General features: G+C 34.7%; 13 protein-coding genes and 1 pseudogene. 5 read left to right on the top strand and 9 right to left on the bottom strand.

Translation table 11 applies throughout. The features are described 5' to 3' along the window. Positions 1-66: 66 nt before the first annotated feature. Positions 67-1,473, bottom strand: a complete 1,407-nt coding sequence (nhaC, locus tag KA828_RS00070) for a Na+/H+ antiporter NhaC (protein WP_210125171.1) — start codon at positions 1,471-1,473, stop codon at positions 67-69. Positions 1,474-1,585: 112 nt separating this feature from the next. Beyond that, complete coding sequence (locus KA828_RS00065) at positions 1,586-2,656, bottom strand: NAD/NADP-dependent octopine/nopaline dehydrogenase family protein (protein ID WP_075108033.1); 1,071 nt, start codon at positions 2,654-2,656, stop codon at positions 1,586-1,588. A gap of 405 nt (positions 2,657-3,061) precedes the next feature. Here KA828_RS00065 and KA828_RS00060 point away from each other — a divergent pair, with 405 nt between their 5' ends. The 5 genes from KA828_RS00060 to KA828_RS00040 all read left to right on the top strand — a co-directional run bounded on the left by KA828_RS00060 (position 3,062) and on the right by KA828_RS00040 (position 6,235). Next, the gene (locus KA828_RS00060; RefSeq protein WP_075108034.1) at positions 3,062-3,490 is read left to right on the top strand and encodes a magnetosome magnetite crystal formation protein family; all 429 of its coding nucleotides are present in this window, start codon (positions 3,062-3,064) and stop codon (positions 3,488-3,490) included. A gap of 316 nt (positions 3,491-3,806) precedes the next feature. Then, positions 3,807-4,406, top strand: coding sequence for a CHAP domain-containing protein (locus KA828_RS00055; RefSeq protein WP_053028595.1), 600 nt, complete (start codon positions 3,807-3,809; stop codon positions 4,404-4,406). Between the two features lie 148 nt (positions 4,407-4,554). Then, positions 4,555-4,884: a DMT family transporter gene (locus KA828_RS00050; RefSeq protein WP_210125170.1), complete on the top strand. Its 330-nt coding sequence runs from the start codon at positions 4,555-4,557 to the stop codon at positions 4,882-4,884. Position 4,885: 1 nt separating this feature from the next. Next, positions 4,886-5,200, top strand: a complete 315-nt coding sequence (locus tag KA828_RS00045; protein ID WP_053028597.1) for a DMT family transporter — start codon at positions 4,886-4,888, stop codon at positions 5,198-5,200. A gap of 78 nt (positions 5,201-5,278) precedes the next feature. Beyond that, positions 5,279-6,235, top strand: a complete 957-nt coding sequence (locus tag KA828_RS00040) for a 2-hydroxyacid dehydrogenase family protein (RefSeq protein WP_210125169.1) — start codon at positions 5,279-5,281, stop codon at positions 6,233-6,235. Positions 6,236-6,332: 97 nt separating this feature from the next. Here KA828_RS00040 and KA828_RS00035 read toward each other — a convergent pair whose 3' ends face one another. From KA828_RS00035 to KA828_RS00005, 7 genes and pseudogenes are all read right to left on the bottom strand, one after another. Continuing rightward, positions 6,333-7,457, bottom strand: coding sequence for an FAD-dependent monooxygenase (locus KA828_RS00035; RefSeq protein WP_210125168.1), 1,125 nt, complete (start codon positions 7,455-7,457; stop codon positions 6,333-6,335). Positions 7,458-7,553: 96 nt separating this feature from the next. Further along, positions 7,554-8,333, bottom strand: coding sequence for an N-acetylglucosaminidase (locus tag KA828_RS00030; RefSeq protein ID WP_193839047.1), 780 nt, complete (start codon positions 8,331-8,333; stop codon positions 7,554-7,556). 27 nt (positions 8,334-8,360) lie between these two features. Next, positions 8,361-8,579, bottom strand: a complete 219-nt coding sequence (locus tag KA828_RS00025; protein ID WP_053029047.1) for a hypothetical protein — start codon at positions 8,577-8,579, stop codon at positions 8,361-8,363. A gap of 164 nt (positions 8,580-8,743) precedes the next feature. Further along, positions 8,744-9,217, bottom strand: coding sequence for a helical membrane plugin domain-containing protein (locus tag KA828_RS00020; protein WP_053028601.1), 474 nt, complete (start codon positions 9,215-9,217; stop codon positions 8,744-8,746). Then, positions 9,217-12,171: a formate dehydrogenase subunit alpha gene (gene fdhF / locus KA828_RS00015; RefSeq protein ID WP_210125167.1), complete on the bottom strand. Its 2,955-nt coding sequence runs from the start codon at positions 12,169-12,171 to the stop codon at positions 9,217-9,219. Before fdhF ends, KA828_RS00020 begins: the two co-directional genes overlap by 1 nt. Before the next feature lie 367 nt (positions 12,172-12,538). Then, positions 12,539-13,480, bottom strand: coding sequence for an LCP family glycopolymer transferase (locus KA828_RS00010; protein ID WP_193839046.1), 942 nt, complete (start codon positions 13,478-13,480; stop codon positions 12,539-12,541). A gap of 110 nt (positions 13,481-13,590) precedes the next feature. Next, positions 13,591-14,319, bottom strand: a pseudogene (locus KA828_RS00005) (inositol monophosphatase family protein); the annotation flags it as partial. Positions 14,320-14,340 lie beyond the last annotated feature (21 nt).

Here is a 14,340-nt window from a genome sequence, read left to right as displayed (position 1 = left end):
AAAAATATCTATGTAATGTTTTAACATACTTGAATATATCCTTTTGACAAATGATTAAACATATTTTTACGAATTTTTTACATAACTTTTGTTGTTTAATTTACGAATACCAAGTCCTGAAAATCCATAAACAATAGCTAGAATTGCACATAAGTAACACGGCACTGTCCAAATAAAGAATTGATCTACGGATACACCCAATTGTTGTGTGTAATAAATTCCTGAAGTTCCCCAAGGTATTAACGGCAATACCATCGTACTAGAATCTTCTAATGTTCTTGATAAATTAGTTTTATCCAAATCCATTTCGACAAACATATCTTTCATTAAGACACCCACCATGATAATGACTATAGATGCTACACCAGCAGCAAAAACTAACATTAAGCAACATACCACTGTTATTAAAATTAACGTACCCACTGATTTTACACCTTTAGATACTGTATTTAACATGACATCTAAACATCCTGATGTCTCTACAATACCTGCGAAAGCATAGCCACAGAAAATTGTAACAAGTATTTCTGTCATACTCATCATGCCACCTTGTTCTAATAACGACGTCGCATTGTTAGAGAGGTTGGTATGACCAGTCATTGCAGGTGTAAAACCGTTAAACATAGCTTTAAATCCATCAACCATATTAAAGTGATGATTTAATGTACCTACAATAACAGCACTCAAACTAGATGCTAACATAGAGGGTACTGTGGATACTCGACACACTAAGCAAATAATGATAACTAACAACGGTATCCACACCCATATATTAATATGATATATACCATCAAGTTCATTTAATAATTGATGTATTTGCTTTGTATTGACTGCACCTTTTGAATTTATTCCCGCAAAGAACCATACGATTAACCCTATCATTGATGCTGGTATGGTCGTCCACATCATTGCCCTAATGTGAGAAAAGATATTCACCTTAGTGACTAAGGCAGCCAAGTTGGTCGTATCTGATAATGGTGACATTTTATCACCAAAAACTGCACCTGCAATAATAGCACCTGCTACCATACCTAAGTCGATATTCAGCTGATGTGCAATAGATATCAAAGCAATACCCGCAGTAGACGCAGAGCCCCATGCTGTCCCTGTGGCTAAACTACAAATTGCTGAAATGATAAATGCAGAAACTAAAAAATAATGTGGATTTAAAAATTTCAAACCGTAATAAATTAAAGCTGGTACAGTTCCAGAATACATCCAACTACCAACAATAATGCCTACAGCTAAGATAATAAATATTGCAGGCATAGCCGTTGTTAGCCTTCGAGTAATACCTTCTTCCAAATCTTCCCACTTTAATCCTACACGCCAAGCAATAAAAGCAGCATAGGCAGAAGATATAAGTAATAGCACTTGAATTGGAATATTAAATTTTATAAATCCGATTGTTACGACAAGAACCATAACGACGATTGTAGATATTGCTTCCCAGAACGATGGCTGTCTTTTCATACACATTCCTCGTTTCTATTAGATTAATGACCTCTTTTCACAGCTAGATGTTTATTTGAATGATTACTTAAATATTAAATATGCATGTATACATCGTTTATTCAACTTTTCATTATTCTAAACCGAGTTTTTCTAAACCAAGTTCTTCAACTTTAAGACCTTCTTCGAAAAAGTCACGTTCTAAAATTGTAGACGCAATCATGATAACTGCATCGATATTGGGTGTCTCAACATCGATTGCTCGTCCTAGACTTGACCATAGCACTAAGCCATATGCGATATCTTCTGTTAAGTAACGATTTTGAACTGAATTAGGTCCAGGAATTTGAGAGAAAACAGGACTCGTATTAAAGAGTCGATTTAATGGTTCATCTTCATCTTTACGCTCTAAATATCCTCTTTGTATACGTGCCTCTTTCGCTGTTAAAAGTTCAAACCCTAATTTACGACCTAACGTTAAACGTTCTAATTCAATCGCATGTAATAATCTGACAGTGTGTTTCGTGATTCCTTCCTTATACAAGGCAAATGAATCTGCATAATCGATTCGACCTACATTTAATAATGTTGGCCCAGGATGTACTTCTGGATTTCCGTTTTCTAAATTTGTCTTCCATAAGTTTTCTTCTTTAACGAGGTATGGATAAACTTGACTCACTTTTTCAAAGCTGTCACTAAGTTCTTTCTTATTATAAGTAGAGAAGAACACCTTACGTACATTGAGTGATAAATCTACTCGTGCTGCTTCAAAGTCTACACGCGTACCGTACGTTAGCGTATTTGCTTCAGCAAACTTAGGCTGAACCTCGATATGTCTATCTTCAAGTACATTAATAAAACGGATTGAAGCCATCGCTGCTGCAATATTAAAGAAGATCAGTTGATCATTCGTCACGTGCTCAGCCATTATTTCCGCATAGTATTCAATATAAGATGAAGGAATAATCACTTGAACAAGTTCAGCGTCTTTCAAGACATATTCAATGTCATCACTGATTTCAGTAAACGGTACAAATGATTCGTCACCTTCATTGTTAAAATCAAAGCCACCCTTTTCTAATGCATGATCAAACTTTTTAATAGATGAATTTCGACAGTATAATTTCACATCATGGCCTTGATTTACCATATCTACTGCCGCTGTTACTGCACCATTACCTGATCCTACTATTGCTATTTTCATAATTATAACTTCCTTTCAAACTATCTTATTGTCTCTCATTTTGATTAAAAATAAAGGGAGCAGGTTAGAAATCTACATCGCTTCACTAGATTTCTATATAACCTTGAAAAGACAGTCCAAAATAACTGTCTGTTTCCAAGTCCCGCTCCCGGGCAAAGTTGGCTAGAATAAAAATAAACTAAAGCCATCATCATTTTTATTCAGTCAGCTACTGCCAAATCATTCATATGAATCATTACTAAAAAAATTAGTACTTAATTTTATACAACGCTAAACTATATCCTATTTTTTAAAAATTAAACACACTAAATTAATTTAAATTAATTTTAAAATTAACTAATCATTTTAAAGTAACTTTGTTATATTAATAGTGATACATGATTATAAGTTGAAAGGAGTATTATTATGTCAGAATATGAAAATCAATCACACAACTCTCCGATTCAGAGGGATAATGAGCAAGATGCGCGTTTAATGGCAATGTTAGTCTTCTTATTAGGCTTTTTCACTTCTATTATTGGTCCGATTATTATTTGGGCTATTAAACGTAATGAATCACAATTAGTTGATAAAGCTGGAAAAAATTACTTTAACATGCTCATTTCATATTTCATTTGGAGTGCTGTCATTGGAATTTGTATTGTTCCCTTATTCTTCATATATGCCGTTAATAATGAAGCGGTTATCATTATCGTAACAATATTAATCTTTATTCTTTCTATCTTGCTATTTGTGCTTTCTATTTTATATTTCGTATTCCACATCGTTGCTTGTGTGAAATATTTTAGTGGAAAAGCGTATGTTGTTCCATTATCAATTCGTTTCTTTAAATAAATAGCGTAACAACTAATGTTACAAATGCCTGTAACATAAATCATATATTAACATTATCAAAATATAAGAATAATGTAGTATACATGCATATTCCAAGCATTATTACATTACGTAACCTTGAGCACCCCTTTATTACGGAGTTGTTCAAGGTTTTTGTATTTCATTTACGAAAACGTAACAATGCACATAACGCGTTTGGAATCTGTTAAAGTATGATTTGTCGTTGGGAGCGACTAAAAAATCAAATCGAAGTCTATTCAACATATCGCTAACTAAACCTATTGTTGAATATCATATTTTGGGAGGACTTTTTACTATGAAAAAAATCATTACAATTTCAACTTTAACAGCAGGCATTGGTGTATCAGCATTAGGATTAAATGCTAACCATGCGGATGCTGCGGAATATAATCACAATCCAGCACCACAACACAATCAATTCGGTGGCGGTTATCAACAACCTCAATTTAACCAACAATCATTTAACTATAATCAAAGCACTACTTCATCTTCAATAACTGACGGAAGTACGTCATCTAGTAGTTCTTCAACAACGACGACGTCATCAACACAAACAACTTCTTCAACATCAGGTAATTTATATACAGCTGGCCAATGTACGTGGTATGTTTATGACAGAGTTGGTGGCAACATTGGGAGTACTTGGGGAAATGCGAATAATTGGGCTAGTGCAGCTTCAGCAGCTGGCTATACGGTAAATCAAACACCTGAAAAAGGCGCAATTCTACAAACATCTGAAGGTACTTATGGCCATGTTGCTTACGTGGAGAGCGTAAATAGTGATGGTTCTATAACTGTTTCAGAAATGAATTATTCTGGCGGACCATTTGTCAAAGATACGCGTACCATTTCAGCAAGCCAAGCAAGTGCTTATAACTATATCCACTTATCATAATTTCTATATATAATGATCAGTTAAAAGCGTATGCCTCGTTAATTAAACATTAACAGCATACGCTTTTTTAAGTTTCTCAAATTGAATTTAAATCAACGATTTGAGAGAATGAGCATATTAGTCTTTTATAGGTAAGGAGTGTTAGGTTATGCAATGGCTTAAAGTCATTTTTGCTGGTCTGATTGAAGTGGTTTGGGTAATAGGATTAAGTAATGCGCATAATTTCGTTACTTGGCTATTCACTTTAATCTTTATTGGATTAAGCTTCTATTTAATGATTTCCGCTTCTCGACATCTACCTGTTGGTACCGTTTATGCGGTGTTTGTAGGCATAGGAGCTGCTGGTACAGTGATTGCTGACATGCTTTTCTTTGGTCAACCATTTACGATTACGAAACTGGGCTTGTTACTACTATTATTAATAGGAATTATAGGCCTCAAATTATCAACGAACGACACGCCTCAAGGAGGTATGTAATATGTCATGGCTATATTTACTCATTGCGGGATTACTAGAGGTACTTGGTGTCATTTGGTTAAATCAATTTGCACGTTCAAAACAAAAAATTTATATTATTTTGATGGCAGTGACATTCATTTTTAGTTTTAGTACTTTAAAACTGGCAATGGCAACCATTCCAATGGGAACTGCTTACGCTATCTGGACAGGTATTGGTACTGCTGGAGGCGCTATTGTAGGAATGATATTTTATAGAGAATCAACACATTTTAGCCGTATATTCTTCATTTTCTTAATACTTTTCTCTGTAATTGGCCTCAAAATAATTCAATAAAATGAAATGAATTACATTTGTATACGTTTTCTTCTTTTATTATACTTAAGGAGAAAACAATGTTAAGGAGTGAGTATCATGGAAAAAGTTTATATCGCTGGCGCAATTCCTGAAGTAGGATTAAATTTACTTAAAGAACACTTTGAAGTTGAAATGTATGAGGGTGAGGGCATCATTGACAAGGAAACGCTAAAAGAAGGCGTCAAAGATGCTACTGCACTGATAAGTATCCTTTCAACGAATGTGGATCAAGAAGTAATTGATAGCGCAACGAACTTAAAAATCATTGCAAACTATGGTGCTGGATTTAATAACATCGATATTAAATACGCACGTGAAAAAGATATTGATGTTACAAATACACCTAAAGCATCAACTGCATCAACTGCTGAATTAACATTTGGCCTTGTTTTAGCCGTTGCACGTCGTATAGTAGAAGGTGATAAATTATCTCGTACTAAAGGTTTTGACGGTTGGGCACCTTTATTCTTCAGAGGTCGTGAAGTATCAGGTAAAACAATTGGTATTATTGGTCTAGGAGAAATTGGTAGTGCAGTAGCTAAACGCGCGAAAGCTTTTGATATGGATATCTTATATACTGGTCCACATCAAAAGAAAGAAAAAGAACGCGAAATTGGCGCGAAATACGTAGATTTAAATACATTACTTGAAAATGCAGACTTCATCACGATTAATGCTGCCTATAATCCAGATTTACATCATATGATTGATACTGAGCAATTCAAACGAATGAAGTCAACAGCCTATTTAATTAATGCAGGTCGTGGCCCTATTGTAAACGAAGAAGCTTTAGTAAAAGCTTTAGAAGAAAAAGAAATCGAGGGCGCTGCATTAGATGTTTATGAATTTGAACCTGACATTACGGACGGATTAAAATCACTTGATAATGTCGTTATCACACCACACATTGGTAATGCAACATTCGAAGCTAGAGATATGATGTCTAAAATCGTTGCAAATGATACAATCAAAAAATTAAGTGGCGACACACCTCAATTTATAGTTAATAAGTAATCTAAAATATGAAAAAAGACGGAAACTGAAAGGTCATGGCTAAGTGTATTCGTACTCACTTAAGCATGTATAATGACTTCAGTATCCGTCTTATTTTTTATTTACTTTTCGCTTTGTATAAGAATTTAGTTTGTCTACTTAATAAACGTTTAGGTGTTCGCTTCATTACACTATTGCGTAATGAGATGGCTAATGTGTTATCTTTTTGAGCTATTTTACCAATCTTTCTTGAACGTTTAATGACTTTAGTAGTATGTTTAACCCTTAACTTATCATAGCGTTTTAACGCTTTGTCCAAATCGTATTCAGCTAAGCAATTGGCTAATACAATTGCATCCTCCATTGCTTGCCCTGCACCTTGCCCCATATTAGGTGTTGTTGCATGTGCTGCATCTCCTAACAATAGTATGCGTTGGTTTACAAATGATTTGATTGGTTTCATATCATATAAATCATGTTTCAGAATACCTGTTTCGCTCTGTTTATCTAAAATATGGCGTACGGGTTCTGGATAATTATTGAAATATGCTTGAAGATGTGGTTTTTCAAATGATTGATATTTTGAATCCTTTTCAGACGCATTAATTGTGATAAACCAATACGCTTGATTATTGATAAGTGGGACAATACCTACGCGACCACGTTTTCCCCAATATTCATTAGCTGTATCTGTATTTTGTAGATTCGCATCATCCACTAAGCCACGAAAACACGTATACCCTTGATAAAGTAACTTGGCATTCGGATGAACGGCTTGTCTAACAACAGAATGAATGCCATCTGCACCTATACATAAATCAAAACGCTGACTTGCATGGTTAGAGAAGTGAACTAGCACTTGTTGATCAACATTATCAACTTTAATGACATCATGATCAGTATAAATACATTGAGGATTGACATAAGACTCTATGAGTTCTATTAATGTTTGTCGTGCTAAAGTAACATTTAATGTGTTTTCTTTTAATTTTACAGTAGATAAACTGTTTCCTTTGTCATCAAGGACATTCATCGCTGATAAGTTTAGACCCGCATTTTTGATGCCTTTAGCTAAGTCATGTTTTCCTAATTTCTTAATGACATTATCACCAATGCCTATCCCTGCGCCAACTTCACTAATGCTTGGTTGTCTTTCAAAGATAGAAACGTCATGTCCTTTTTCTGAAAGTAGTGCACCAGCGGTTAAACCACCTATTCCTGCACCAATTATTGCAATTTTCATTTATTTACACCTCAGTATTAAATTCTACTAAATTTTATCATAACTATGCTTTATCATTGCAGTTGGAAATGTAACATCCTGCAATTGTTAACCTAATCAAGAGGTATAGAAGTTTTTGCGAATATCATCTTTTTTAATACCAAATTCATCATAATATGATTGCATAAATGTTGCGATATGATCTGCCCATAAGATATCGCTCGCATACTGATGCTGACCTGGATTCTTAGGATTCCATCGCATTTGATAGAGCGTAATTTGGTCATTATCAAAATAGTTCGCACGAATAAATTTGGCACCACCTAGTATGGCTTTGCGTGGTGTCGTCCATGCTGCTTCTTTTGCGTAGCTTTTACCTGTATGTATCGCATTTTCATCGAAGGCACCCACACCAAAAAAATTATAATAGCGTGTCTTGCCATCTTTGATACCACTAGCAAGTTTAGATTCACCATTCGCTGTTTCAACACGTGCATGGCTTATTAAGTAGATGATATTCACTTTATATTTATCTTGCGCCTCTATAAAAGCATCGGCTTGATTTTCAAGAATACCGTATCCTTTTAGCATCTGATTTACTTCTCGTTTCGACATTGGAACTTGCTGAGAAATATCCATGTATTTAAAGTTATTATCATCTCGTGATATGCGCATCGCCTTCTCTATGTCTTGGTTATTCGCATTCACAAATTGACCATTGCTTTCAACTGTATTTAACACACTTGCATCTGTTTGTTTCTGTAATGCTTCTTGAAAGCTATAATGACGATCATTTTTCAACAAATCCGAGTGATTAATAATTAATAAAACAATGAAAATAATGATGATAGTGCCTAACAATATGATTGGCAAACGTAAATGGGATAATTGTTTCATGTCAGTGACAATCCTTTATATAGCTAATTAAGATAAATATAAGTAAGTAATGATAATAACAATTAAGACAATCGCAAACGATATGTTGATGACAATCTTCATGCCAGTTCGGTCTCTGAATAACACATTGAAGATAACCAAACTAATTGCCAGTGATACAGCAAACATTGAAATTGCTAGCACCATTTGCATCATCACTAAAAAAATAATTCCTAAAATAATGAACACATTAGAAATCACTGTCATAATTTTAATTGCGTTTGGATGAATTGTTCTCACCCCTTTTTATTAATATATAGTCCACCTTACCATAATTTAAGTTGAAAGTACTTATAAATTTATTTAAAGAAACGAAGTAAGGAGTGAGACTGAATTCATCGTCTCACTCCCTACTTATTATTTTAATTACATTATTTCTCGTCTCTTGACATACCTTTCAGTAAGTTAAGCATATATGTTAAGCTACGATTCATATCATCGTCTTTAAGGACACCCATCAGACTACGAATACTCGTTTTAGCATTAGGATTAGCTTGATTTGCAACATGTAAGCCTTTATTCAGTTTATTTAAGAATTGGCTTAATTCTTGTACATTGAGCTCACCTAACATAAAGACCATTGGTGCTAAATTTGTAATTAAACCTGCGTATAAGTCTTTATTAAGCTCGGTCATAAATTTATTAATGATCACTTGACGACCTCTAATGCCGCCATTCATTAAATCAAGAATTTTCGCCTCATCTAAAGCTTTCACTATACGAATTGCTTTTAAAATACTATCTTTATTTTCAGCAATAGCATCTGTGACTTCATTAATACTTTCAAGTTTAATTTGCGCTTCAGACTTCTCTAAACGTTTAATTTTTGTTATTCTTTCAGCCATTATTTATCCACCACATTTCCTGGGAAAACATAATCAGGACGTTCCCATTTTTTCTGTACTTGGACACTATATTGCGGATTACGTTGCTTATCGACACGGAAGTTAGTTGGATTTAATGGTGACTTACCTTTACGTGTCAATACTTCCATACGACAACTTGTTCGTTTATATGATGGTGTGTCTGTATATTGATCGACATCACTGTTCGTTAATTTATTGATAGCACCTAAATCACCATTTGACATAGCATCATTATTTAAAGGAATATAAATTTCTTTACCTTTAACTCGATCGGTGATTGTGGCAATCAATGTTGCTTCCCCAGTTTCAGAAATCAATCGTAGTTCTGCACCTTCATGAATATCACGTTCTTTTGCTAGTTCTGGTGAAATTTCAACAAATGCATTAGGCATTTTATATTTAATCATTTCAGTTTGATATGTCATATTACCTTCATGGAAATGTTCAAGTAAACGACCGTTATTCACATGTAGGTCATACACTTCGTCTTCTTTAAAGAAATTATCAAATGTTAATGGGAATAATTTAGCACGACCATTTTCAAAATTAAATCCATTCATATATAACGTTGGTTCATCTGTACCGTCTGGTGCTACTGGCCATTGAAGACTGTTGAAACCTTGTAATCGATCATAGCTTACACCTGAATAAGATGGTGTTAATCGCGCGATTTCATCCATGATTTCACTTGGATGTTTATAATTCCAATCCGCACCCATACGTTGCGCAATTAATTGGAAGATTTCCCAGTCTGGTTTAGACTCACCTAATGGTTGTAATGCTTTGTTAATACGTTGAATACGACGTTCTGTATTTGTGAACGTACCATCTTTTTCTAATGATGGACTTGCTGGTAAGACAACGTCTGCATAAGTTGCTGTAAATGTTAAAAATTCATCTTGAACTACTAGGAAGTCTACTTTTTCCAAAGCTGATTGAACAAAATTAATATTAGAATCTACAATACCTGTATCTTCACCGTATAAGTATAATGATTGAATATCTCCATTATGGATACCTTCCATCATTTGGTGATTGTCACGTCCAGGTGTTGGGTTTAATGCAACACCATATTCTTTTTCAAATTTCGCTCTAACTTCATCGTCAGCCACTTTTTGATAGCCTGGGAATTGGTCAGGCATACTGCCCATGTCACTTGCACCTTGTACGTTATTGTGACCACGTAACGGATACGCACCTGAACCTGGTTTTCTGTAGTTACCTGTGACAAGTAATAAGTTAGAAATGGCTGTACTTGTATCACTACCAATATCTTGTTGCGTAACACCCATTGCCCAACAAATTGACATTGATTCAGCTTTTGCAGCCTCTTCAGCAAAACTAATGATTTGTTCTTTTGGAATACCAGTTGCTTCTTCCGCAAAATCCATCGTAAATAATTCTAATGATTTGTAATATTCATCATAATTATCTACCCATTCATTTAAGAAATCTTTATCATGTAAATCATGATCAATGATGTATTTCGTAGCCGCACCAAGCCATACTAAATCCGTACCAGGTTTCGGTTGATAGAAGGCATCCGCACGCTCTGCCATTTCATGTTTTCTAATATCGAATACATGCATTTTTTGTCCGAATAATTTTTGTGCACGTTTCATTCTTGAAGCAATAACTGGGTGTGCTTCAGCAGTATTGGTACCGATTAAAACTGTCATTGCTGCTTTTTCTAGATCTTCAATTGAGCCTGAGTCCCCACCATGACCAACTGTTCTAAATAGGCCTTTTGTAGCTGGAGCTTGACAATATCTTGAACAGTTATCAACATTGTTAGAACCGAAAACTTGTCTTGAAAGTTTTTGCATTAAATATGACTCTTCATTTGTTCCTTTAGAAGATGCGATAAATGCTAGGTGATCGCCACCGTATTCATCTTTAATACGTTTGAAATTAGCTTCAATTACATCCAATGCTTCATCCCATTCAACTTCATGGAACTCGCCGTCTTTTCTCACAAGTGGTTTTGTTAAACGTTGGTCTGAATTAATATGACCCCAAGAGAATTTACCTTTCACACATGTAGCAATTTTGTTTGCTGGTGAATCGTGTGATGGTTGAACTTTAAGCACTTCTCTATCTTTAGTCCATACATCAAATGAGCAACCTACGCCACAATATGTACAAACCGTTTTCGTTTTCTTAATACGTTCTTTACGCATTTCCGCTTCAGAATCTGATACTGCGAATAATAGACCATCACCTGGTTCAGCTTTCTTAGTTAAATCAATCATTGCTGCTAATGAACCTGGTTCAGTATCTGTCATATAACCAGCATTGCCCTCCATGTTAACTTCCATCATGGCATTACAAGGACAAACAGTTGCACATTGACCACATGATACACATGATGACTCATTAATTGGAACATCATTATCCCAGATAACTCTAGGATGTTCACGATTCCAGTCGATTGAGATGGTTTCATTTACTTCGATATCCTGACATGCTTCGACACATCGACCACAGAGAATACATTGATCTGGGTCATATCGATAAAATGGACCATAGTCTTTTTCATATGGCTTCGTCTTATATTCGTATGACTGCTCCTCTAACCCCCATGCATCCATGGCATTATGTATTTCACAGTCACCATTGTTATAATCACATACTGTACAATACAACATGTGTTTTTCTAAAATACGATCTAAAGCTTCTTTTTGACTCGCTTTCACATCGCTATTTTGAGTATTAACTGTCATAGGTCGATCTACAACAGTGCTACACGCACGTTCAATTTTGCCGTCAATTTCGACCATACATGTATCACATGTTTGGATTGGTCCCATTGACTCGTTATAACAAATTGAAGGTACGAAAGTATCACGAGATTTTATAAACTCGAGCAAACTTGTTCCTGGTTCTACAAGATAATCTGTGCCATCAAGCGTGACGATTAAATGTTCTTGCATACTCTCCACCCCATCTATATTAAAATTTTCCGTAAAATGACTTTAACGACGTAACCATTCCATTCCAATACCCCACATATATTGAACATAGAATTATATTAATTGTATTACTTATTTCATTAAATGTTAAGCGTTTCATAAATTTTTGCAATTTTAAAAGAATTAAATATTAATAATACATTCCACTATTACAAAATTAATTTTTAAAGATTTATTATATTTTAATTTTTTAGAGTATATAAAAAGAGGTAGGACCAAACGCTTTTGAGTTTGATCGCCTACCTCTATAAGTATAGGTTTACTTGAATGGCAAAAGTAAAGGAGTGGGACAACGCATTTATTTTAACTTTTGTCCCGCTCATTATGCTTACAAGTTATTATTTAACACATCTGTAGCATTCTGTTTTGAGTCATCATTTGGTATAAAGTACCAAAGGCCATCATCTTGAATGCCACCTTGCCCTTCTAATTGATGACGGTTCACTGTTGCATTGGCATTTTTATAATTTTTTCTAATATCGTTCATGTCATTTAACGTTAAATCTGTTTTTACATTTTTCTGGATTTGATTCATTAATGATGGGAAATGTGTCAATGCTGACGCACTTGTCATCTTATTAGCCATCGCTTGAAGGATCAATTGTTGTCGTTCTTGACGACCGAAATCTCCACCAGCGCCCTCTTCTTTACGACTACGTATAAAGGCCATTGCAGTATCACCATCTACGTGTGTAGATTGTCCTTTTACAAAGTTTGTTCCTTTCGTAGTGAAAGTATCATTACTCGTAACATCGACGCCACCTAAAGCATCAATCATATCATGTAAGCCATCCATATCAACCGTCGCATAATGATCGATAGGGACATTCATTAGTTTCTCTAATGATTTAACAGCCATCGTCGGCCCACCATAAGCATAAGCATGATTGATTTTCTCTGTTGTACCTTTCCCTACAATGTCAGCTTGTGTATCTCGGGGCACACTGACGATTTCTGTTGTTTGTTTCTTCGGATTAATAGAAAGAAGCATGATTGTGTCACTTCTTTCACCATCATTTTGACTTTTACGTTGTGCATCTGAGTCAACACCAAATAATGCAATGGTAAATGGGTCACCGTTAGATAAACTTATATTCTTTGATCTCAATTCTGAATGTTGTCTATTTAATGGATTATGAATCTTACCACTCGTGATAAAAATACTAGCCACCACAAAAATTGTCGCTACAATTGCTAGTACAAACAATATCCCTATAAACCATGTAACTATTTTTACGGGCAGGCTCATTCGTTTATGCGTTCTACGCATCCTACCACTCCTATTCTTTTTTATGAATTAATATTATAATTATATATTAAAATGATTAACTTGCTATACGTCTTAAGAACTAACTTTTCTTAAACTAGCGATTATGAGTGTTAAATATGATAGCCACCATCTCGATTGAAAATAGCCAAAATAGCTTTATAACAACCACGGTTACTAATAATGAAAGGACCACTCTTAGCAAAGTCTAACGGTTCGCCATTTAATTGTGTCATTTCCAGATTTAATTCTTTTGCAAATAAAAATTGTGCTGCTATATCCCACGGTTTAGGGTTTGTATTCATATGTGCGCCAAATTGCCCTTTAATGACTCTGACTGAATCTAATCCACATGATCCAATATTTCTCACGCTAAATGACGCATTATATAATGCTTTACTTGTATCATCATTTATATATTGTGTTCCAAAAGAAATGATTGCATCACATAATTGTAATTCACGAGGTGGCAATAATGGCTAACCATTAATATATGCCCCATTACCCGCTACAGCCTTGTACAATTTATCATGAGGATAATCATATATGTACGACAGTTTAGGTTCCCCATCAACGAAATATGCAATGATAATACAATAATCTTCTTGTTGCTTAACTAAATTTGCCGTACCATCAATTGGATCCATAATCCATAAATGACCCTCGTATGGCTGAATCGTATCATTATCTTTTTCTTCAGCTAACAATTGATGATCGGGAAAGTGTTCAGATAAATACGTTTCAAATTTGTTTTGAAGTTGCTTGTCTACATTAGTAACTAAATCAAAGCGATTTAGTTTGGTATCCGTAGACATATCTTTGATTAATTGTGGAATAACATCGGATGTTCATCTTTTGTGGTG

The sequence above is a fragment of the Staphylococcus sp. GDY8P85P genome (assembly GCF_017892405.1).
Taxonomy (GTDB): Bacteria; Bacillota; Bacilli; order Staphylococcales; family Staphylococcaceae; genus Staphylococcus; species Staphylococcus borealis.
The sequence above is the reverse complement of the archived record's forward strand: the minus strand, read 5'-3'. Positions and strand labels throughout refer to the sequence as shown.